Raw genomic sequence first — 21,410 nt, 5'->3', positions numbered from 1 at the left:
TGGGTTGCACCAGAAGTAGCTAGTCTAACCTTCGGGAGGACGGTTACCACGGTGTGATTCATGACTGGGGTGAAGTCGTAACAAGGTAGCCGTAGGGGAACCTGCGGCTGGATCACCTCCTTAATCGACGACATCAGCTGCTCCATAAGTTCCCACACGAATTGCTTGATTCATTGAAGAAGACGATAAGAAGCAGCCCGAAATTGGGTCTGTAGCTCAGTTGGTTAGAGCGCACCCCTGATAAGGGTGAGGTCGGCAGTTCGAATCTGCCCAGACCCACCAATTTTTGTGTGGGATCCTGTAGCAATACGGGGCCATAGCTCAGCTGGGAGAGCGCCTGCCTTGCACGCAGGAGGTCAACGGTTCGATCCCGTTTGGCTCCACCACTACTGCTTCTGATTGTATAAAGCTTAGAAATGAGCATTCCATCGTGATGGTGGTGAATGTTGATTTCTAGTCTTTGGCTAGATCGTTCTTTAAAAATTTGGGTATGTGATAGAAAGATAGACTGAACGTTACTTTCACTGGTAACGGATCAGGCTAAGGTAAAATTTGTGAGTTTAATCGCGAATTTTCGGCGAATGTCGTCTTCACAGTATAACCAGATTGCTTGGGGTTATATGGTCAAGTGAAGAAGCGCATACGGTGGATGCCTTGGCAGTCAGAGGCGATGAAAGACGTGGTAGCCTGCGAAAAGCTTCGGGGAGTCGGCAAACAGACTTTGATCCGGAGATGTCTGAATGGGGGAACCCACCTAACATAAGTTAGGTATCTTAAGCTGAATACATAGGCTTAAGAAGCGAACCAGGGGAACTGAAACATCTAAGTACCCTGAGGAAAAGAAATCAACCGAGATTCCCTTAGTAGTGGCGAGCGAACGGGGACTAGCCCTTAAGTTGATTTGAGATTAGCGGAACGCTCTGGAAAGTGCGGCCATAGTGGGTGATAGCCCTGTACGCGAAAATCTCTTATCAATGAAATCGAGTAGGACGGAGCACGAGAAACTTTGTCTGAATATGGGGGGACCATCCTCCAAGGCTAAATACTACTGACTGACCGATAGTGAACTAGTACCGTGAGGGAAAGGCGAAAAGAACCCCGGAGAGGGGAGTGAAATAGATCCTGAAACCGTATGCGTACAAGCAGTGGGAGCCCACTTTGTTGGGTGACTGCGTACCTTTTGTATAATGGGTCAGCGACTTATTTTCAGTGGCGAGCTTAACCGAATAGGGGAGGCGTAGCGAAAGCGAGTCTTAATAGGGCGTCTAGTCGCTGGGAATAGACCCGAAACCGGGCGATCTATCCATGGGCAGGTTGAAGGTTGGGTAACACTAACTGGAGGACCGAACCGACTACCGTTGAAAAGTTAGCGGATGACCTGTGGATCGGAGTGAAAGGCTAATCAAGCTCGGAGATAGCTGGTTCTCCTCGAAAGCTATTTAGGTAGCGCCTCATGTATCACTGTAGGGGTAGAGCACTGTTTCGGCTAGGGGGTCATCCCGACTTACCAAACCGATGCAAACTCCGAATACCTACAAGTGCCGAGCATGGGAGACACACGGCGGGTGCTAACGTCCGTCGTGAAAAGGGAAACAACCCAGACCGTCAGCTAAGGTCCCAAAGTTATGGTTAAGTGGGAAACGATGTGGGAAGGCTTAGACAGCTAGGAGGTTGGCTTAGAAGCAGCCACCCTTTAAAGAAAGCGTAATAGCTCACTAGTCGAGTCGGCCTGCGCGGAAGATGTAACGGGGCTCAAACCATACACCGAAGCTACGGGTATCACTTAGGTGATGCGGTAGAGGAGCGTTCTGTAAGCCTGTGAAGGTGAGTTGAGAAGCTTGCTGGAGGTATCAGAAGTGCGAATGCTGACATGAGTAACGACAATGGGTGTGAAAAACACCCACGCCGAAAGACCAAGGTTTCCTGCGCAACGTTAATCGACGCAGGGTTAGTCGGTCCCTAAGGCGAGGCTGAAAAGCGTAGTCGATGGAAAACAGGTTAATATTCCTGTACTTCTGGTTATTGCGATGGAGGGACGGAGAAGGCTAGGCCAGCTTGGCGTTGGTTGTCCAAGTTTAAGGTGGTAGGCTGGAATCTTAGGTAAATCCGGGATTCTAAGGCCGAGAGCTGATGACGAGTGTTCTTTTAGAACACGAAGTGGTTGATGCCATGCTTCCAAGAAAAGCTTCTAAGCTTCAGGTAACCAGGAACCGTACCCCAAACCGACACAGGTGGTTGGGTAGAGAATACCAAGGCGCTTGAGAGAACTCGGGTGAAGGAACTAGGCAAAATGGCACCGTAACTTCGGGAGAAGGTGCGCCGGTGAGGGTGAAGGACTTGCTCCGTAAGCCCATGCCGGTCGAAGATACCAGGCCGCTGCGACTGTTTATTAAAAACACAGCACTCTGCAAACACGAAAGTGGACGTATAGGGTGTGACGCCTGCCCGGTGCCGGAAGGTTAATTGATGGGGTTAGCTAACGCGAAGCTCTTGATCGAAGCCCCGGTAAACGGCGGCCGTAACTATAACGGTCCTAAGGTAGCGAAATTCCTTGTCGGGTAAGTTCCGACCTGCACGAATGGCGTAACGATGGCGGCGCTGTCTCCACCCGAGACTCAGTGAAATTGAAATCGCTGTGAAGATGCAGTGTATCCGCGGCTAGACGGAAAGACCCCGTGAACCTTTACTATAGCTTTGCACTGGACTTTGAATTTGCTTGTGTAGGATAGGTGGGAGGCTTTGAAGCGTGGACGCCAGTTCGCGTGGAGCCAACCTTGAAATACCACCCTGGCAACTTTGAGGTTCTAACTCAGGTCCGTTATCCGGATCGAGGACAGTGTATGGTGGGTAGTTTGACTGGGGCGGTCTCCTCCTAAAGAGTAACGGAGGAGTACGAAGGTGCGCTCAGACCGGTCGGAAATCGGTCGTAGAGTATAAAGGCAAAAGCGCGCTTGACTGCGAGACAGACACGTCGAGCAGGTACGAAAGTAGGTCTTAGTGATCCGGTGGTTCTGTATGGAAGGGCCATCGCTCAACGGATAAAAGGTACTCCGGGGATAACAGGCTGATACCGCCCAAGAGTTCATATCGACGGCGGTGTTTGGCACCTCGATGTCGGCTCATCACATCCTGGGGCTGAAGCCGGTCCCAAGGGTATGGCTGTTCGCCATTTAAAGTGGTACGCGAGCTGGGTTTAGAACGTCGTGAGACAGTTCGGTCCCTATCTGCCGTGGACGTTTGAGATTTGAGAGGGGCTGCTCCTAGTACGAGAGGACCGGAGTGGACGAACCTCTGGTGTTCCGGTTGTCACGCCAGTGGCATTGCCGGGTAGCTATGTTCGGAATAGATAACCGCTGAAAGCATCTAAGCGGGAAACTAGCCTCAAGATGAGATCTCACTGGGACCTTGAGTCCCCTGAAGGGCCGTCGAAGACTACGACGTTGATAGGTTGGGTGTGTAAGCGCTGTGAGGCGTTGAGCTAACCAATACTAATTGCCCGTGAGGCTTGACCATATAACACCCAAGCAATTTGACTACTCGAAAGAGCATCAGATTGCGGTGTGTGAAGACGAAACGAACCGAAAGTTCGAGAAACAAACACACAAACTATCGCATACCCATTCGCTGGAGCGTGAACCGCAAGGTACACGAGCTGGCTACCGAATTTCTTGACGACCATAGAGCATTGGAACCACCTGATCCCATCCCGAACTCAGCAGTGAAACGATGCATCGCCGATGGTAGTGTGGGGTTTCCCCATGTGAGAGTAGGTCATCGTCAAGATTAAATTCCGAAACCCCTATCTGCGTATGCAGGTAGGGGTTTTGTTTTGCCCGGAATAAAGCCCGGATCGGCCCAGCACAAATTTGCACAGTTATTTTCGATTCATGACACTAGAATAGGTCCAACTTTTTCGGAGTCAGAGCCTTTATGCCAGATCCGGTTGACGCCTCCGGGCTGTCAGAATTACCGCTGGACGACTTGGTGGCGTGTCATGAGTGCGACTTGCTGATGCGCAAGCCCGAACTCGCCCATGGCGAGAAAGCCCTGTGTCCGCGCTGCGGCTACGAGCTCTACGCCCATCGGCACAATGTTGTGCAACGCAGTCTCGCCTTGGTCATCGCCGCATTGTTGTTGTACATCCCGGCGAACTTTTTACCCATCATGCAGCTCAATCTACTCGGGCAGTCGTCACAAGACACTGTCTGGACCGGTGTTGTGGGCCTGTTCGATACCGGGATGCAAGGTGTTTCGGTCATCGTGTTTCTGTGCAGCATGGGAATTCCGCTACTCAAGCTACTCTGCCAACTGGCCGTGCTGCTGAGTATTCGTTTTGATATCGGCCGTAGTTACGGTTTGCTGCTCTATCGGATTTATCACCATCTACGAGACTGGGGGATGCTCGAGGTTTACCTCATGGGCGTTCTGGTAGCGATCGTCAAACTGGCAGATATGGCAGCAATCACTGTTGGTCTCGGCCTGGCGTGCTTTATCGGTTTGTTGTTGGTCCAGGTTTGGCTGGAGGTTGTGATGTCGCCTCATCAGATCTGGCAGGCTTTATCAGGAGAGGATGCCCATGCGGGCGATTGATGCAGGCATTCTGATTTGTACCGAATGCCATGAGTTGAACAAGCAGGACGCTGACACCGACGAGCAGGTCTGCACTCGTTGTGGTGCGCTGGTTCACGCGCGCCGCCCGAACAGTGTGATGCGCACGTGGGCGCTGCTGGTTACGGCCGCGCTGCTCTACATCCCGGCCAACGTGCTGCCGATCATGACGGTCAGCTCTCTCGGTCAGGGCGATCCCAGCACCATCATGTCCGGTGTGATCCAGCTGGTTCAGCACGGCATGATTCCCATCGCCGCCGTGGTTTTTATCGCCAGTATTCTGGTACCGACGTTCAAGCTGGTGGGCATTGCCTTGCTGCTGTTTTCAGTACAGCGCCGCCAGCCACTTTCGGCACGTCAACGCATCTGGATGTACCGCTTTATCGAGTTCATCGGCCGCTGGTCGATGCTCGATATTTTTGTGATCGCCATCCTCGTGGCGGTCGTGAATTTTGGACGGCTTGCCAGCGTCGAAGCCAATCTTGGCGCCATCGCTTTCGCCAGTGTGGTGATTCTGACGATGCTGGCTGCAGTAACTTTCGATCCCCGACTGATTTGGGATAACACGGAGTCGGACGACGACTATGACTGATTTGCCTACAGCGAAAACCCGACCGGCCTCGAACTGGTCCGCCATTTGGGTGTTGCCCCTGATCGCCCTGATCATTGGCGGCTGGCTCGGCTGGCGTGCGTACAGCGAAACCGGCATCGAAATTCAGGTGCGTTTCGAAAGTGGTGAAGGCATTCAGGCCAACAAGACTGAAATCGTTTACAAAGGCATGTCGGTCGGCAAGGTAAAAACCCTCACGCTTGACGACGAAGGCGCCTCCAAAGGGGTGATTGCCACCGTCGAGATGAACAAGGACGTGGAGCAATACCTGCGCACCAGCACACGTTTCTGGCTCGTCAAACCGAGCGTGACCCTGGCCGGTATCACGGGGTTGGAGACTCTGGTCTCCGGTAACTATGTCGCGATCAGTCCGGGCGAAGGGGAGCCCACGCGCAAGTTCAAGGCCCTGGCCGAAGAGCCGCCGCTGTCGGATGCACAGCCCGGCCTGCACTTGACCATCAAGGCTGATCGCCTCGGCTCGCTGAACCGAGGTAGTCCGGTGTTCTACAAGCAGATCAAAGTCGGCCAGATCAAAAGCTACCTGTTGTCGGAAGACCAAAGTACCGTTGAGCTCAAGGTGTTCATCGAGCCTACCTACGCCAAGCTGGTGCGCAAACACACACGTTTCTGGAATGCCAGCGGCATCAGCATCGACGCTAACCTGTCAGGCGTGAAAGTGCGCAGCGAATCCCTGGCCAGCATCGTTGCCGGCGGTATCGCCTTCGCCACTCCAGAAAACCGCAAGGACAGCCCGCCCACCGATCCGAGCCTGCCGTTCCGTCTCTACGAAGATTTCGATGCAGCCGCCGCCGGTATTCGGGTCAAGGTCAAACTCAGCGACTTCGAAGGCATGCAGGCTGGCCGGACGCCGGTGATGTACAAAGGCATTCAGGTCGGCACGCTGAAAGCGCTCAAGATCGATCCTGATCTGTCCAGTGCCACCGCGGAATTGACCCTTGATCCGCTGGCTGAGGATTACCTCGTTGATGGCACCCAGTTCTGGGTAGTCAAACCCTCGATCTCCCTCGCGGGCATTACCGGTCTCGAAGCGCTGGTCAAAGGTAACTACATTGCCGTGCGTCCAGGAGACAAGGGGGCCGCACCGCAGCGCGAGTTCGTGGCACGGCCGAAGGCGCCACCGCTCGACTTGCGGGCACCGGGCCTGCACCTGGTGCTGTTCACCGAGAACCTCGGTTCACTGGAAGTCGGCAGTCCGATTCTCTACAAACAGGTCAAGGTCGGTTCGGTCCAGAGCTATCAGTTCTCGCGCAAGAAAAAACAGTTGGTGATCGGTGTCCACATCGAGAAGGAATACGAAGGGCTGGTCAACGCATCGACCCGTTTCTGGAACGCCAGCGGTATTACGCTCACGGGCGGACTGACCGGTGGAATCCAGGTCAAGAGTGAGTCGCTGCAAAGCCTGATGGCCGGCGGTATCGCCTTCGAAACCCCGCAAGCGAAAGCGCCGTTGCAAAAACGCATTCCACGTTTCCGTCTGTTCGCCAGCCATGACGAGGCCAACCAGAAAGGCACCGTGGTCACGATCAAGGTCGATCGCGCCGATGGCTTGCGCAGCGGCACACCGGTGAGATTCAAAGGCCTGGATGTCGGCAAGATCGAAGACGTCGACCTCAGCGATGACCTGCAATCGGTGCTGCTCACCGCGCGGATCACCGAAGTGCCGGAGCGCATTGCCCGGGTAGGCAGTCAGTTCTGGGTGGTCAAACCCGAGCTGGGTCTGATCAAGACCTCGAACCTCGAAACCCTGGTGACTGGCCAGTACATCGAAGTGCAGCCGGCCGCGAAAAATCTCGGCCCGCAGAAGAACTTCGTGGCACTGGCCAGCCCACCGGAAACCGCCAAACAGGAAGCCGGTTTAAGTCTGGTTCTGAGCGCCGCTCGCCGTGGCTCGTTGAAAACCGGTGTGCCGGTGACGTATCGCGAGGTCACCGTGGGTAAGGTGACGGGTTATGAACTGGGCCAGACCGCTGACCGTGTTCTGGTGCACATTCTGATCGAACCGAAGTACGCGCCATTGGTGCGCAGCGGCACACGGTTCTGGAACACCAGCGGTTTCGGTTTCGACTACGGTTTGTTCAAAGGCGCGACGGTGCGCACCGAATCGCTGGAGACGCTGATTCAGGGGGGCATCGCTTTCGCCACCCCGGACGGTGATCGCATGGGCAGTCCGGCACGGCCTGAGCAGACGTTCCCGTTGTTCGACCAGTTTGAAGATGAATGGCTGACCTGGGCGCCGAAAATTTCCCTGGGCAAATAGCAGGTACTTGATTGGGCGTCTGTGAGGACGCCTTCGCGGGCAAGCCCGCTTGTGTCTAGATCTAGGAATAAGCTCTGGGGTGAGAGGGGTGAATGGCAAGCTGTGAGTCCGCGGTGCTTAAAGCACGTGTGGGAGCCAAGCTGCCATTCACCTTTCCACTCTGGCCCATAAGCCCGAACAGTTGGACGAGCAGCCACTCGAAATCACAAGCGTGGGCAAAGCCAGAGCACTCTCACTCCTGAGTGTAAGAGGGTTTTGCCATGATTTCCTGGGTCGGCATCGATATCTCCAAATCAAACCTCGTTGTTTGGGTTCAACCAGACGGTGAAGGTTTTGAGCTTTCAAACACCTCAGAAGGCTGTGTTGAGCTTCTTCAGCGCTTGAGCCAGTACGAGGTTGGCCGAGTTCTGCTGGAGGCCACGGGAGGCTACGAGCGCAAGGTCATGGCCGCATTGCTAGGTGCCAACTTCAATGTCCTCAGGATCAATCCTCGCCGGGCCAGGGCTTTCGCCGTGGCGATGGGCAAAAATGCCAAGACCGATCTGATCGATGCAGCTGTGTTGGCCGATTTCGCCGAGGTCTTGAAGATGGACGGCGACAAGGTCATTTCGCCTGAGCGTGAAGCGTTGCGCGAGCTGGTTCAGCAACGCGAGCACTTCGTACAGCAACGGGACGACAATAAGCGCCGGCTTCAGCAGGCTCAGCTACCCGCTGTTGTGGCGGCAATCAAAGGCCATATTCATTACCTGCAAGTTCAGATCAAGCAGCTCGATAAAACCATCCACCAGAGCATGCACGACCTGGACGCAGAAAAAACCGAGCGGCTCATCTCTGTTAAAGGTATCGGCACGGTCGCCACTGCCAGTTTGCTGGTTTACCTGCCCGAGTTAGGCAAGCTCGACCGTCGCCAGGTCGCCGCACTGGCAGGAATTGCACCCTGCAACGATGACAGCGGCAATCACAGCGGGAAACGCCAAATCTATGGAGGAAGAGCCCGTGTGAGGCGTGCGCTTTACATGTCCTGCTGGGTAGTGATCCGCTATCAAGCTGACTTTAAAGCACGCTATGACGCTCTTCGGGCGCGAGGCAAGAGCGCGAAGGTCGCGCTCATCGCCTGCATGCGAATATTACTGATCAGACTGAATGCCATGCTGAGAGACGGCACCGAATGGCGCTGACGAATGGCAGGGTGAAGACAGTTGCTCCCACATTTGATCGCGGGCTTGCTCGCGAAGAGGCCCTAAAGTTCACTAAAAATCCCCCACCATAAAAAAGGCCGCGATCCATTTGGATCGCGGCCTTTTTATTGCCTTCGATTAACGCAAATCAGACCGCATCCAGCTCGGGCTCGTCCGCTTCAACGTTAACAGCAGCCTTCACCTCATCGTGACGACGGATGTACTTCCAGTCCGCCTCATCAATGTAGATCCCGTTCGGCCCACTACCGCCTTCCAGGTCGATGGCGACACTGGCGCAGACCTGCGGTTTCACACTCGCCAGAATCGGCACGAAGCCCAGTTGCAAACTGGTTTCCAGCAGCGCTGCCTGGTTCTTCTCATCGATGTCCGCTGCCTCGTCGAGGTAGTACGGCAGACGTACGCGGCCGGCCTGGTCGCGGTCCATCAAGTGCAGCAACAAGTACATGTTGGTCAGCGCCTTGATGGTCATCGTGGTGCCGTTGGACGCGGCGCCGTCGATGTCGGTATGGATAACGGGCTGACCGTTGACCTTGGTGATCTCGAACGCCAGTTCGAACAAGTCCTTGAGACCGAGTTGGTTGTGGTTCGCCGCCACCAGACGCGCCAGGTATTCCTTGGCTTCTTCGTTCTTGTTGTCCTGATCGGCACTTTGGCTCAGGTCGAACACGGAGAGGGTTTCGCCTTCTTCGTACTGGCCGGCGCTGTGGATGATCTGGTCGATGTGCTTGAGCGCTTCCTTGTTCGGCGCCAGCACGATACGGAAGCTCTGCAGGTTGGAGACCTGGCGCTTGTTGATCTCGCGGTTGAACAGTGCCAGTTGGTGCTCGAGGCTGTCGTAGTCGCTACGAATGTTGCGCAGGGTCCGTGCGATGTCGGTGACCGCCGCACGGCGTGCCTTGCCGAGGGTCAGGGCTTCGTCGGTGCGGTGTGCATACGCGTTGATCAGCAGTTGCAGGCGACGCTCCATATCGTCTTCGCTGTCGAACTTGGCGACACCTTTGAGGCGCACCTGAGCGTACAACGCGTCGATCTGGCCATCACTGCGCAACAAGCCCTGCCAGCTGTCCTGATAGTCGTTGAGCAGTGGCAACAGGTTGTCCATGGAGTCGTCGATCGGGTCCATGAACGGCGTGCCGAATGGCAGGTCTGCCGGCAGCAGCTGACGGCGGCGCAGGGCGTCGTCGAGGGTGCGTTGCTTGGCTTCCATGTCGCCGATCTGCCGGCCGACCAGTTGCAGTTTGGCCGACAATTGCTGGACGCGTTCGGTGAAGGCGTCGCTGGAGCGCTTCAGTTCTTCCTGAGCAGCTTCCATTTGCGCCAACTGCTCGAGCTTGTCGTCTTCCTCGGCGCTCAGGGTTTGCGCGCGACGGAAATCTTCCAGGGCTTTCTGCGCATCCAGCACTTGCTGGTACAACGCTTCGGTCTGGGTTTTGCTCGCGGCGCGGTCGGCTGCCACGGCTTGTTGGGTTTTCAGTTGCTTGAGTTCTTTTTCCAGCCGCTCTTTCTGATCGCGCAACGCCGCGCGGTCAGCCAAGGCCTGCAACGCTGGAGGTTCGATGTGCGAGATGTCGATGGACAGCCCTGGCACTTCGAAGTGTTCGCCTTTGAAGCCGTCGAGGATCAGCTCCATGGATTTGACCCACTGGCCGTCCTCGTCCAGCGTGATGCCATGTTCGCCCAACGGGAGGCTGAACAGCGCGCTGTTGAACAGGCGCATCAGGCGCTCGACGTCCTGTTGCGAGAACTCTTCACGCAGGCGGGCGTAGCTGTTGTTGTCGGCGTGATCGAGTTGCTGTTTCACCGACTTCAGGCGTTTTTCCAGATCCCGCAGACGTTCTTCCAGATCTTCGGCAGAGAACTGCCGCGACTGCGCCAATGCGCCGGCCAATTCATCGTGTGCGTCCTTGGCCGCCAGCAGTTGCTGCTCGAGCACCCTGACGTCATCGACCAGCGCGAAGCGATTCTTCAGCGCCGAGAGCTCGCCGAGCCAGCGCTGGATGCCGGTGATTTCCCGCTCCAGGCGCATCAGTTCCTGAGTGCCGCCGCGCTGATCGTTTTGCAGCGCGTCCTGCTCGTTGCGGTAATGCTCGGCCTGAATCGTCAGCTCTTCCTTGCGCGCACTGGCGTAGTCCGACCACGTGCCGAGCAGTGAGTCGAGCAGCGGCGAGATGCGGTGCAGTTTGCCGCGCAGGATGTTGCGCTGGGTCACGCCTGCTGCGAGCGCTTCAACCAACGGGCCGGCGGTGACCAGCGAGTTGTAGTCCTGCTCCATGCGTCGTACATCGCGGAACGCTTCTTCGCACGCGGCGATGTAATCGACGCTACCGGAACGCAGGCTGTGTTCGAACGCATCGAGAAACAGCTGCTTGAGCTTGGCCGCAGTGATTTCGCGCATGTGCAGCAGGTTGATGAACAACGCGCGGAAAGTCTTCAGGCTCTGCTCGCTGGTGGAACGCAGCGGGATCAGCGTCAGGTCCAGCGGGATCGAGGTGTGACCGCCGACCAGCAAACGGCGCAGTTCGTCCGGCTTGAGTTCGTAGGCTTTCAGGCCTTCGCGTTCAAGGTTGGTGAACAGTTCTTTCTGGCGCAGGCAGGTGTCGTTTTTCTGGTAATGCGCCAAATCCAGTTTGCCGGCGTAGGCAAAGAACTGGTGACCGAAACCACCGCCCGGGCCGCGACCGACCACACCGATCACGTGCGGACCGTGGGGCAGCGAGACTTCCACGAGGATGTAGCTGGTGTCCGAGGCGAAGTAGAAACGCCGGGACTGTTCGAGGCTGTACTTGCCGAAACTCATGTCCGACATGCGCGCCAGAATCGGGAATTGCAGCGCGTTGATCGACGCGGATTTACCGAGGTTGTTCGCGCCGTAAACCGACAGCGGTTCTTCCAGCGGGAACAGGCCGAGGCTGTAACCGGCAGTGTTCAAAAGGGCAAAGCGGCGAATGCCGTAGCGTTCCTTGCTCATGCGTCGGTCTCCTGTTCTTCGGCAATGGCGCGGGCCATGACGTCTTCTTCGCTTTCTTCTTCGAAGTCACTGAGGTCCAGCGGATCGTCGGTTTCCAACAGTTTTTCGTCACTGTCGTCATCGATCAACACCGGCACCGGCAGCGGCAACACGCTGTGCAGGCTGGCCGCCAGATCACGGTCCTGCTGAACCGACAGGCAAACATCGAGGAAACGGTGCATCGGCGGCAGGAAACGGTAGACGCCGTTTTCTTCGCTGGCGAAACCGAGCTGAGTCATGCGACGCATGATTTTTTCTTCGAGCTCTTCGACGGTCTGTACTTCGGCCTGGATGAACAGGTCGCGGTACTTTTCCAGCAGCGACGGCAATTCATCGCGGCCGAGGCTGCCACCGTCGAGCACGGCAATCGGGTCACGGCCCTGATCCGCCAGATGCTCGACGAGGATGAAGGTGAACAGCGCCAGACGTTGCGCAGTCTTGTTCACCGCTGCTGCGGCGAGGTCCGGAACGAAGTAGTAGAAACCCCGGGTGTCGCAGACCAGTTCAAAGCCCAGCGCCTTGAACAGCGTTCGGTACTGGTCCTGGAAGTTCGACAGTTGTGCGTACAGCTCCGGATCGCGGCGGCTGACGTGGTAACCCTTGAACAGCTCGCGAAAGATCGGCGCCAGTTGGGACAGTTCGGATAGATCAAGATGCATGTGGGGTGCTCGCAGAATCCTCGGCGGCGGTATCGCGGGCCGAGAGCAGGGCGAAGGAGCGCAGGCTGACCTGATGCTCGTGAGTGTGGTAATCGCGGCGTTCCAGACGCTCGCGTTTGAAGCGTTTCTCCCGCGACAGGCGCGAGAACCAATAAAGCAATTCGTCCGTGGCGCCGTCCGGTTCCTGTTCCAGCAACCAGGTCATCAGGTCCGGCATCGGCAGGGCGTCTTCGCAGCGTTCGAGCATTTCCCGAACGGTGCGTGGCGCGCGCGGTGCTTCGCCTTTCTGGGTCTTGTGGGCCTTGGGGAAGCGTGCCGGTTTCGGCTCGAAACGGGCCAGCGCGTAAACATAGGCTTCGACCTGACTGGCGCTGCCGAGGAAGGTGCTTTGCGGCCGGGTGAACATCGGCATCGCCGCTTGCGGCACCGCATCGATGCCTTTGCGACGGATGGCCGACAAGGCCAGCGCCGCGCCACGGGTCACGGCGTTGTGACGACGGGCTTCTTCACGCAGCGGCAGCAGCAATTCGCGGGCATGACGCAAGGTCAGCTGGGCGCTGGTCTGCATTTCGAGAATGCGCGCGTGGGTGCGCAGCAGCATGTCGTCGTCGACCAGATGGCCGAGGCGCTGCTGCTCGGTGAGCATCTTCAGCAGCACGTTTTCGACCTTGCGCACACCTTGCTCGAAGGCGCCGTCGGCGTTCACCAACTGAATCATCGGCTCGACGTATTCATCCCAGGTCGCCAGCACCTCGGCGTAACGCTGACGGAGCGGAATCTGTCGGTCGCTGGTCTTGGCGCGTTCGGCGACGGCCACCAGGGCCTGTTCGTCGTTGGCGAGCTTCTTCAGCACATCGCGCACGCGCATGTCGAGCAAGCGCAACTGACGCGCCAGGTCGTGGCCGTCGCGGATGTCGAAAGCATCCTGGATGTAACCGGCCAGCCGCTCGAGGTGGCGCAAGTAGGCTTCGATTTCCAGGCACAGGCCCAGACGGTGCTCACGGCGCAGGTAGGCGAGAAAGTCGTGGATCTGCGCGTTGAGCTCGAAACGGTTCGGGCTTTTCGCCACGGGAACCAGAATGTCGAGGCGGATCCACACGTCCAGCAGGCTGGTGATGTCCTGCGGCGTACTGTCGAGTTGCTGGGCGGCCAGTTGCGTGCGCAGTTCGTTGAGGCTCAGTGTGCCTTGGTCGAAGTGCTCGCACAGTGGCTCCAGAAGTGCCCAGTGTTCAGCGAGGGCGCGCAAGACGCGCTTGGGTTCGATCATCGGAATGGCCGGCTGGTTGGCGATTAAAAGCCGCGATTGTACTGCATCAGGGGCGATGCGATTCACTCTCGGGACGGGCTGTCGCTTTTCTATCGATCAAGCGTGGGCGATCTTGAGCGAAGGGCGGTAGAATCAGCGCACTTTAGTTATCCACAAGTGGCCGACCTTTGCTTATCGAGTCCCGTCGTCGCGCTTATTTGACCGCCATGCAGGTGGTCAACTGGCTGCCGCGCACCGAATTGCCCTTTGCCGCGCCTTCGCGGCCCGAGCTGCTGGAGATGCCCGAACCGTTGGTCGTCGCCCCGGTGGCGCTGGCTCCCGTGGTCGATGCGCCGGTGGAGCCTGTGGTCAAACCGGCCGAGCGGGTGAAGATCGAGGTGCCCCGGCCATCGTTGGCCAGCACGCGCACCAACGCCAAGGTCGAAGAAGAGGAGGCGCCGGTCGCGGTCAAGGCGCCGGTCGTGCCGCCTCCGCGATTCGCCCTGCAATTGTTGCGCGCCGGTCGCTGCCTGCTATTGGTGGAGTTACCCACAGGCGAAACCTTCCAGACCCGCGATCCCGCGTATCTGCTGCTCAAGGACATGCTGCGCGCCGCCGGCCTGCCGGACAGCCCGCAGATCGTCGGTGAGCCGGTGCGCTGGCCGCTGTTGGCTCGCGGTACCATGGATCAAGGCCCGGAAGCGGCTCGCGACTTCGTGCAAGGTTTTCTCTCGGCTCGCCTGGAAGACGCGCCGTGCGTCTGCGTGTGGTTGATCGGCCTGCCGGCGGTGCGTTTCGCCGGTGAGGCGAACGCCGAATCCTTCAACCGTGAACTCCAGGTCGACGGCCTGGGCACGGTCTGGGCCCTGCCGGGTCTGGAATTATTAATGGAAGAGCCACAGCGTAAGGCTGATGTCTGGCAAGCCATGCGTCGGCTAATGGCGCGCTGGAAAGAATCGAATGAGTGACGCTGTATCGTTTCGCCCGATGACCGAGGCGGACCTGGACGCTGTGCTGAAAATCGAATACGCGGCGTACAGCCATCCGTGGACCCGCGGGATTTTTCTCGATGGGCTGGGCAAGTACCAGATCTGGCTGATGTTTGAAGGTTCGCAGCAGGTCGGGCACGGCGTGGTGCAGATCATTCTCGATGAAGCGCACCTGCTGAACATTACCGTCAAGCCGGAAAATCAGGGCCGTGGCCTGGGTTTGACGTTGCTGGAGCACCTGATGTCGATTGCTTACAAGGCTGAGGCGCGGGAATGTTTTCTGGAAGTGCGCGACAGCAATCGGTCGGCGTTCCGGTTGTATGAGCGGTATGGGTTTAACGAGATTGGCCGGCGTCGGGATTATTATCCGGCCGTAGGTGGGCGCGAAGATGCGGTGGTCATGGCCTGCACCCTCGTTGACTGACGCATAACCATTGTGGCGAGGGAGCTTGCTCCCGCTGGGCCGCGAAGCGGACCTGATCGTGAGCAGGTCATAGTCTTTGCGACTGCTTCGCAGCCGAACGGGAGCGAGCTCCCTCGTCACAGAATCACCGATTCCCATCCATCGGATCCCGCTGCGCCATTTCCTCTTCATCCAGACCGTTGCCTCCGCCGATGTCGTCTTCATCGACAATGCTCAATTCCCAATCGGCCTGGCCACCTTCACCCGCCTCATGGGCATCTCGCGCACCGTCTTCACGGATCAATGTCTCCGGACTCATGTCGTCGTCGGTGGATTCATGGTCAGCGGTCGAGGCGCCAGTCATGCCTGCTTCACGCACGCGCCCCCGCGGCATGAGTCGCTCGCGCTCGTTGTCGGTCAGTTCATCGCCGATTTTGGCGTTGGGTTCTTCCTCATCAAAATCCAGTTCATGCATCGAGCCCATGCGGTCTTCGTTGTCGTCGATGGGCTCGGGTTGCACCGCATCGTACGGACGTCGTGAATCAGTCATGGCAATTCCTCATACTGTGGGCCTTACTAGGGTGGACCCACTGGGCTCCTCAGAATTCCACCGGCATGGAGTGGCAGGTACTATGTATCAGCGGCAATCTGTATCTGGCGCGTGACCCCGACGGACGGTTGTCTGTCAAAGCAGCGCATCATTCTCGAGGCTTCATTGCATGAACGACTTACAAGATCTGATTGATAACAACGAGCGCTGGGCTGACGCGATCACCAAAGAAGATCCTGACTTCTTCGCCAAACTGGCCCGCCAGCAAACGCCGGAATTCCTCTGGATCGGCTGCTCCGACGCCCGCGTACCCGCGAACGAGATCGTTGGCATGCTGCCCGGCGACCTCTTCGTGCATCGCAACGTGGCCAACGTGGTGTTGCACACCGACCTCAACTGCCTGTCGGTGATTCAGTACGCGGTTGACGTGCTCAAGGTCAAACACATCCTCGTCACCGGCCACTATGGCTGCGGTGGCGTGCGCGCGTCGATGCAGGACCGTCAACTGGGCCTGATCGACGGCTGGTTGCGCTCGATTCGCGATCTCTACTACGAAAAACGCGAAGAACTGGCCCTGTTGCCGACGGAAGAAGAGCGGGTCGACCGCCTCTGCGAACTCAATGTGATCCAGCAAGTGGCCAACGTCGGGCACACCACCATTGTGCAAAATGCCTGGCATCGTGGGCAGAAGCTGTCGATTCACGGCTGCATCTACGGCATCAAGGATGGCCGGTGGAAGAGCCTGAACGCCAGCATCAGCGGTTTCGAACAGTTACCGCCTCAGTACCGTTTGCGCCCGGTCGAGGCGCAATAAAACCCTCAGCCCGGGCTTCGTCGGCGGCGGTTCTGTAAAAACAGCTGGCCATTGGCATTCGGCAACTCGTCGTAGCCGGTGATCCAGCCCCGGCAGCCAGGACAACCGCAGCGGCAGGCGAACTGCCGCTGCAGTTTGTCTTCCGTCGCGGCGAGATCAATCATCAGTCGATCGCCCTTTTTGATGTCTTTCAGCGCCCATAACCACAGCTCGCTCATGTCGAGAAAGGCATTGGGGTCGCAGGCATGGTTGATCAGGCCGCAGAAGCGCGGATCGTAGACATGAATGCCCGGCGCCAATTGTCGGGTATGTCGGCAGCGGTAGGGCAGCAGATGCCCGGAAAACCGGCACATCCGGCTCAGGCGAGGGAATTCGCGCAGGGCTGCGACAGCTATTGCCTTCCCTTGAGCGGTGTAGATGGTTTGAAAGTTGTCCGTGGACGGGAATCCAAGACGAAGGGGCAATTCTGCAAAGGGGTAGATGCCATTGGAGGGCGGTTGGATTCCTTGATCGGCGCAGGTTCTCATAACAATCCTTGTCGGCGGGGCGCTGCGACTTCCGACAGCTGACGTCCTGTCAGCCCTGCAGCACTTGGGGTGCGCCTCAAGACTCTCGCAAAAAAAACCACTGGTCTACTGTCACAACTGACAGAGGAAAAGCGCGCGTTCCTACGTCAGCCAAGGCTCACGCAGGAACGCTGTTCAGCAGGTTACAAATGCGGAGCAGGCACCGCGGTCGCAGGTGCCGGGACCTTGAGCTGTTTGAGTTGAGCCTTGATCGGTGTCGTCGCGCACTTGGCCGTGGCTTGCGCGGGCGTCAGGTTGCGGATCGAGGTGTAAAACAGCTCGCAGGTTTTATCTGTCTGGGCCACCTGCCAGGTTTGGGTGCAACTTTTCAGTTCAACGTCTGGATTGCTGTCCGGGTCGCGGCCCATGGCGGCCTGCCAGCACGCGGCACTCAAGTCCTGGCCCATGACTTTCAGGCCCGCCGCGTCGGCCTGGGCCTGGGGATCTTTACCGGTATAGCTTTCGGGATCGGCGGCGTACCAGATGTAGCTCGGGTGGTTGGAACCCAGCACTGGCACTTTCACCCCTTCCTTCGGGCTGATGGTGGCCAGGCCCAGCACGTTTACGGTCGGTCCGTATTGCTGCTTGATCCAGTTGCGCACTGGCGCACCGAAAGCGACCATCGGCAGCGCGGCACCGCTGGCGTTCTGGCTGACTTCCTTGACCATGGTGGTCTGGTAGTCCTTGAAGTAGTCGTAGACGCCTTCCAGATCCTTGCCAGCATTGGATGGCGCGGCAATCGGCGCGATGTCGATGATGGTCTGGAAAGCCGGCGTCTGATCGGCAGGGATCCCGTTCACCGTCAGCAGCGTGGCCCAACGATCGGTTGTCTTGGACTCCAGGTAGTCCTGCGCCTGGGTCAGGGAGTAATCCGGCGGGAAGTGCAGCAACTCGACGCTTCTACGGTTCTCCAGCGCCATGCCCAGCGGCAGGAACAAATACCAGCTATACGCCCACTTGCCATCGGCATTCAGCTTGCTGGCGCCGGTGTAGGCCAGATCGCCTGCATCGAGCAGCGCCGCCAACGGCTTTTCATAGCCTCTGGGCACCCCGGTGATGGCGGCATAGAGCTGATCATTATCGGTTTTGACCTGCACCTTCGCATCGCTGTAACCATCGCGTTGCACGCTTTGCGTCAGGTAATGCTCGACGGTTTGCTCCAGCGTCCAGTTGCGAAAGCAGATCACGTTGCAGTTGTTGGGGTAGGCAAACAGCCGCGTGACGCGCTCGGTGCTGCCCAGCTTCAGATCGGCATCGGCGTGGGCAACAGCACTCAGGGTGAGGGCGGCGAGGGTGAGTCCTGCGAGTTTGAACATGCTCAGATCCTTTTCAGCGTGTGGGACCCCGAAACGGGCGAAGACATACTGAAACAGAAGGGACTGAACGAGAAGTGGGGGCCGATAGAAATATCGGCCCCTTTTTACATTACGGCATCACCGGCGCCGTATACGTCAGCGTCGTCCCCAGCGCCCACAACAGAAACAGCACCAGCGGCGTGTGCACCAGCAGTTGCACGAACGAAAAACCGATCAAGTCCCGCGCCTTCAACCCCAGCACGCCCAGCAATGGCAGCATGTAGAACGGGTTGATCAGGTTCGGCAGGGCTTCGGCGGCGTTGTAGATCTGCACGGCCCAGCCCAGGTGGTAGTTCAGGTCGGTGGCCACTTGCATCACGTACGGCGCTTCGATAATCCACTTGCCGCCGCCCGACGGAATGAAGAAACCGAGGATCGCCGAGTACACGCCCATCAGCAGCGCGTAGGTGTCGTGGGAGGCGATTTGTACGAAAAAGGTCGAGATGTGGTGAGCCAGGGTTTGCGCGTCAGTGCCTTTGACCGTGGTCATCAGTGCGGCGATCGAGCCGTACAACGGGAACTGGATCAGTACGCCGGTGGTGGTCGGCACCGCGCGGGACACCGCATCGAGGAAGCTGCGCGGGCGCCAGTGCAGCAGGGCACCGAGCATGATGAACAGGAAGTTGTAGGTGTTCAGCCCGGAAATCGCACTGATCGCCGGTTTGGTCGAGAACTCGTGGAACAGCCACCCGGCCGCCAGCAGCACCAGCAGAATCGTCAGCAGCGGGCTGTGTTCCAGCCATTCGCCGGGACGAGTGCGCGGTTGCAGTGGCGGCAGGTTGAAGCTCGGATCGATGCCGCAGGCTTTGGCATCACGGGCCGAGTTCGGGCCGGGTGCGGTGGCGTAGGCAATGATCAGCGAGATCACGATCAGCGCCAGCAACATCACGCCGGACTGCCAGAGAAAGATGGTTTGTGTGAAAGGAATCACCCCGGTGATCGACAGAATCGACGGCGGCAGGCTGGCCGGGTTGGCCTGCAATTGCGCAGCGGACGACGACAGGCCCAAGGCCCATACGGCGCCAAGGCCCAGATACGCGGCTGCGCCAGCCGCGCGGTAATCCATTTTCAGATCGACGCGGCGGGCGAGGGCACGCACCAGCAAGCCGCCGAATACCAGCGACAGGCCCCAGTTCAGCAGTGACGCGACCATGGAAATCAGCGCCACCCACGCTACGGCGGAACGGCCATTTTTCGGGATTCGCGCCAGGCGGTCGATCAGCTTTACAGCGGGGGGCGAACTGGCGACCACATAGCCGCCGATCACCACGAACGCCATCTGCATGGTGAACGGGATCAGGCTCCAGAACCCGTCACCGAACGCCATGGCAGCGTCGGTGGGTTTGGCGCCCATGAACAGGGTGGCGACGGCGACGATAATCACCGCCAACGCGGCGAATACCCAGGAATCGGGAAACCAGCGTTCGGCAAAACTGGAACAGCGCAGGGCAAAGCGGGCAGAGCGGGTATCTTCGATATCAGCGGCCACGGGAGTACCTCGATTTTTATGTTTGTTGTGGTCTTCAAGGCCGCAGAGGCCCGTCTGGACAGGTGCCAACAGTAAATCAATCGGTCACGTTTTGTGACGAAGTTTTACCAAGCTGAGACTTTGGTCTAACGGGTTGTCCGCTGGCGTGTTTGCGTAGACCATGGGCGCCTTGGTTTTTTGCCTACGCCAGAGTTCTTTTGATGACTGCCCATAATGATTCGCGCCCGGCACCGTTCAGCCGCTCGGACTACAAGACCCTTGGCCTTGCGGCCCTCGGCGGTGCGCTGGAAATCTACGATTTCATCATTTTCGTGTTTTTCGCCCTGACCCTCAGCCAGCTGTTCTTTCCGCCGGAAATGCCCGAATGGCTGCGCCTGCTGCAAAGCTTCGGGATTTTCGTGACCGGTTATCTGGCGCGGCCGTTGGGCGGCATCCTGATGGCGCATTTCGCCGACCGGCTGGGGCGCAAGAAAGTCTTCAGCCTGAGCATTTTGATGATGGCGCTGCCGTGCCTGCTGATCGGCATCATGCCGACCTACGCCCAGATCGGCTATTTCGCGCCACTGCTGCTGTTGGCCCTGCGGATTCTGCAAGGCGCGGCGGTGGGTGGTGAAGTGCCGAGCGCCTGGGTCTTCGTCGCCGAGCACGCACCGGTCGCGCACCGTGGTTATGCGCTCGGTTTCCTGCAAGCGGGACTGACCTTTGGTTACTTGATCGGCGCCCTGACGGCGACCTTTCTGGCGCAGGCGTTCACCCCGGCGGAAATCCTCGATTACGCGTGGCGTTACCCGTTCCTGCTGGGTGGCGTATTTGGCGTGATCGGCGTCTGGCTTCGCCGCTGGCTCAGCGAAACCCCGGTGTTCATGGCGATGCAGGCCAAGCGCGATGCCGCCGTCGAACTGCCTTTGCGCACAGTCTTGCGTGAACATCGCCTGGCCATTTTGCCGGCGATGATTCTTACCTGCGTGCTGACATCGGCGGTGGTGGTGTTCGTGGTCATTACCCCGACCATGATGCAGAAAACCTTCGGCATGACCGCCAGCCACACCTTCGCCCTGAGTGCGTTGGGCATCGTGTTCCTGAACATCGGCTGCGTGCTCGCCGGGTTGCTGGTCGACCGCATCGGCGCCTGGCGCACGGTGATGTTGTATAGCCTGCTGTTGCCGCTGGGCATTGGCGTGCTCTATACCAGCCTGATCAGCGGCGGCAGCTGGATCGGTCTGGCGTACGCGATTGCGGGCCTCGGTTGCGGTGTGGTCGGCGCGGTGCCTTCGGTCATGGTCAGTCTGTTCCCGGCGCGGATTCGCGTTTCGGGGATTTCCTTCACGTACAACATTGCCTACGCCGCGTGGGCGAGTATCACGCCGCTGTTGCTGATCGGCCTGATGCCGTGGAGTCCGTGGATCTGCGTGATCTTCTGCGCCGTGATGGGGGCGGTGGGTGTGAGCAGCGCACTGTATTTCGGTGCGCGCATGCCCAGAACAGGCAGTTGCCCGGCGGCTGGCGCCATCTGATTGAAGGTGGCGCGGCGCATATGACAACTATTTTTGTAGGACAAGCCTGAAACACTCTTCAGAAAATATCCCCAAGGCCGATGGCTAGGCTGCATACCGCTTTCTATCCCTGCCCATCGGTGC

General features: G+C 58.3%; 15 protein-coding genes, 2 tRNA genes and 3 rRNA genes (1 of these 20 only partly in view). 13 read left to right on the top strand and 7 right to left on the bottom strand.

Annotated elements, in window-relative coordinates:
• From KJF94_RS21935 to KJF94_RS21895, 9 genes are all read left to right on the top strand, one after another.
• Positions 1–123 (top strand): 16S ribosomal RNA (locus KJF94_RS21935) (it extends 1,414 nt beyond the left edge of the window).
• Positions 124–205: 82 nt separating this feature from the next.
• Positions 206–282: transfer RNA gene (locus KJF94_RS21930), tRNA-Ile, on the top strand.
• Between the two features lie 28 nt (positions 283–310).
• Positions 311–386, top strand: a tRNA-Ala gene (locus KJF94_RS21925).
• A gap of 236 nt (positions 387–622) precedes the next feature.
• Positions 623–3,513: ribosomal RNA gene (locus KJF94_RS21920) — 23S ribosomal RNA — on the top strand.
• 154 nt (positions 3,514–3,667) lie between these two features.
• A 5S ribosomal RNA gene (gene rrf / locus KJF94_RS21915) occupies positions 3,668–3,783 on the top strand.
• The 16S, 23S and 5S rRNA genes sit together here with 2 tRNA genes alongside, the layout of an rRNA operon.
• 147 nt (positions 3,784–3,930) lie before the next feature.
• The gene (locus KJF94_RS21910; RefSeq protein WP_214378727.1) at positions 3,931–4,590 is read left to right on the top strand and encodes a paraquat-inducible protein A; all 660 of its coding nucleotides are present in this window, start codon (positions 3,931–3,933) and stop codon (positions 4,588–4,590) included.
• Positions 4,577–5,200 (top strand): paraquat-inducible protein A, encoded by a 624-nt coding sequence (locus tag KJF94_RS21905; RefSeq protein WP_214378725.1) that lies wholly within the window; start codon positions 4,577–4,579, stop codon positions 5,198–5,200. The genes KJF94_RS21910 and KJF94_RS21905 overlap by 14 nt, the downstream gene beginning before the upstream one ends.
• On the top strand, positions 5,193–7,496 hold the full coding sequence (locus tag KJF94_RS21900; RefSeq protein ID WP_214378723.1) for a PqiB family protein: 2,304 nt from the start codon (positions 5,193–5,195) through the stop codon (positions 7,494–7,496). The genes KJF94_RS21905 and KJF94_RS21900 overlap by 8 nt, the downstream gene beginning before the upstream one ends.
• A 260-nt stretch (positions 7,497–7,756) precedes the next feature.
• On the top strand, positions 7,757–8,674 hold the full coding sequence (locus KJF94_RS21895) for an IS110 family transposase (protein WP_214377344.1): 918 nt from the start codon (positions 7,757–7,759) through the stop codon (positions 8,672–8,674).
• A gap of 148 nt (positions 8,675–8,822) precedes the next feature.
• Here KJF94_RS21895 and mksF read toward each other — a convergent pair whose 3' ends face one another.
• Genes mksF through mksB form a run of 3 tightly spaced genes read right to left on the bottom strand, consistent with a single transcriptional unit; the run spans position 8,823 to position 13,628 of the window.
• On the bottom strand, positions 8,823–11,663 hold the full coding sequence (gene mksF / locus KJF94_RS21890; protein ID WP_214378721.1) for an Mks condensin complex protein MksF: 2,841 nt from the start codon (positions 11,661–11,663) through the stop codon (positions 8,823–8,825).
• On the bottom strand, positions 11,660–12,361 hold the full coding sequence (gene mksE, locus KJF94_RS21885) for an Mks condensin complex protein MksE (protein ID WP_214378719.1): 702 nt from the start codon (positions 12,359–12,361) through the stop codon (positions 11,660–11,662). Before mksE ends, mksF begins: the two co-directional genes overlap by 4 nt.
• Complete coding sequence (mksB, locus tag KJF94_RS21880; RefSeq protein WP_214378716.1) at positions 12,351–13,628, bottom strand: Mks condensin complex protein MksB; 1,278 nt, start codon at positions 13,626–13,628, stop codon at positions 12,351–12,353. Before mksB ends, mksE begins: the two co-directional genes overlap by 11 nt.
• Before the next feature lie 206 nt (positions 13,629–13,834).
• Between mksB and KJF94_RS21875 the strand changes: the two genes are divergently transcribed.
• Both KJF94_RS21875 and rimI read left to right on the top strand, forming a co-directional pair.
• Positions 13,835–14,575 carry an energy transducer TonB gene (locus KJF94_RS21875; protein WP_214384930.1) on the top strand — a complete coding sequence of 247 codons (741 nt, stop codon included), beginning with the start codon at positions 13,835–13,837 and terminating at the stop codon, positions 14,573–14,575.
• Positions 14,568–15,020, top strand: a complete 453-nt coding sequence (rimI, locus tag KJF94_RS21870) for a ribosomal protein S18-alanine N-acetyltransferase (protein ID WP_214378714.1) — start codon at positions 14,568–14,570, stop codon at positions 15,018–15,020. Before KJF94_RS21875 ends, rimI begins: the two co-directional genes overlap by 8 nt.
• A gap of 124 nt (positions 15,021–15,144) precedes the next feature.
• Here the strand turns inward: rimI and KJF94_RS21865 are convergent, their stop codons facing one another.
• On the bottom strand, positions 15,145–15,549 hold the full coding sequence (locus KJF94_RS21865) for a serine kinase/phosphatase (RefSeq protein WP_214378712.1): 405 nt from the start codon (positions 15,547–15,549) through the stop codon (positions 15,145–15,147).
• Positions 15,550–15,718: 169 nt separating this feature from the next.
• On the opposite strand from KJF94_RS21865, the gene can reads away from it, so the two are divergent.
• Positions 15,719–16,363 carry a carbonate dehydratase gene (gene can / locus KJF94_RS21860; protein WP_214378710.1) on the top strand — a complete coding sequence of 215 codons (645 nt, stop codon included), beginning with the start codon at positions 15,719–15,721 and terminating at the stop codon, positions 16,361–16,363.
• A 5-nt stretch (positions 16,364–16,368) separates the two neighbouring features.
• Here the strand turns inward: can and KJF94_RS21855 are convergent, their stop codons facing one another.
• From KJF94_RS21855 to KJF94_RS21845, 3 genes are all read right to left on the bottom strand, one after another.
• A complete protein-coding gene (locus tag KJF94_RS21855) occupies positions 16,369–16,890 on the bottom strand; it encodes an SET domain-containing protein-lysine N-methyltransferase (protein ID WP_214378708.1) in 522 nt (173 codons plus the stop codon).
• Between the two features lie 182 nt (positions 16,891–17,072).
• Entirely contained in the window at positions 17,073–18,245 is a 1,173-nt protein-coding gene (locus KJF94_RS21850; RefSeq protein WP_214378706.1) for a hypothetical protein, read from the bottom strand.
• Positions 18,246–18,354: 109 nt separating this feature from the next.
• Entirely contained in the window at positions 18,355–19,773 is a 1,419-nt protein-coding gene (locus tag KJF94_RS21845; RefSeq protein WP_008037184.1) for a short-chain fatty acid transporter, read from the bottom strand.
• A gap of 200 nt (positions 19,774–19,973) precedes the next feature.
• On the opposite strand from KJF94_RS21845, the gene KJF94_RS21840 reads away from it, so the two are divergent.
• Complete coding sequence (locus KJF94_RS21840) at positions 19,974–21,287, top strand: MFS transporter (protein ID WP_084323502.1); 1,314 nt, start codon at positions 19,974–19,976, stop codon at positions 21,285–21,287.
• Positions 21,288–21,410 lie beyond the last annotated feature (123 nt).

Source organism: Pseudomonas hormoni (assembly GCF_018502625.1).
GTDB classification, from domain to species: domain Bacteria; phylum Pseudomonadota; class Gammaproteobacteria; order Pseudomonadales; family Pseudomonadaceae; genus Aquipseudomonas; species Aquipseudomonas hormoni.
Note: the sequence above shows the minus strand (reverse complement) of the source record. Positions and strands in the feature narration are given on the sequence as shown.

Bases quoted from the DNA above. Each gene is read 5' to 3' on its own strand.
- KJF94_RS21910 (WP_214378727.1), top strand. From the start codon at position 3,931: ATGCCAGATCCGGTTGACGCCTCCGGGCTGTCAGAATTACCGCTGGAC.
- KJF94_RS21905 (WP_214378725.1), top strand. From the start codon at position 4,577: ATGCGGGCGATTGATGCAGGCATTCTGATTTGTACCGAATGCCATGAG.
- KJF94_RS21900 (WP_214378723.1), top strand. From the start codon at position 5,193: ATGACTGATTTGCCTACAGCGAAAACCCGACCGGCCTCGAACTGGTCC.
- KJF94_RS21895 (WP_214377344.1), top strand. From the start codon at position 7,757: ATGATTTCCTGGGTCGGCATCGATATCTCCAAATCAAACCTCGTTGTT.
- mksF (WP_214378721.1), bottom strand. From the start codon at position 11,663: ATGAGCAAGGAACGCTACGGCATTCGCCGCTTTGCCCTTTTGAACACT.
- mksE (WP_214378719.1), bottom strand. From the start codon at position 12,361: ATGCATCTTGATCTATCCGAACTGTCCCAACTGGCGCCGATCTTTCGC.
- mksB (WP_214378716.1), bottom strand. From the start codon at position 13,628: ATGATCGAACCCAAGCGCGTCTTGCGCGCCCTCGCTGAACACTGGGCA.
- KJF94_RS21875 (WP_214384930.1), top strand. From the start codon at position 13,835: ATGCAGGTGGTCAACTGGCTGCCGCGCACCGAATTGCCCTTTGCCGCG.
- rimI (WP_214378714.1), top strand. From the start codon at position 14,568: ATGAGTGACGCTGTATCGTTTCGCCCGATGACCGAGGCGGACCTGGAC.
- KJF94_RS21865 (WP_214378712.1), bottom strand. From the start codon at position 15,549: ATGACTGATTCACGACGTCCGTACGATGCGGTGCAACCCGAGCCCATC.
- can (WP_214378710.1), top strand. From the start codon at position 15,719: ATGAACGACTTACAAGATCTGATTGATAACAACGAGCGCTGGGCTGAC.
- KJF94_RS21855 (WP_214378708.1), bottom strand. From the start codon at position 16,890: ATGAGAACCTGCGCCGATCAAGGAATCCAACCGCCCTCCAATGGCATC.
- KJF94_RS21850 (WP_214378706.1), bottom strand. From the start codon at position 18,245: ATGTTCAAACTCGCAGGACTCACCCTCGCCGCCCTCACCCTGAGTGCT.
- KJF94_RS21840 (WP_084323502.1), top strand. From the start codon at position 19,974: ATGACTGCCCATAATGATTCGCGCCCGGCACCGTTCAGCCGCTCGGAC.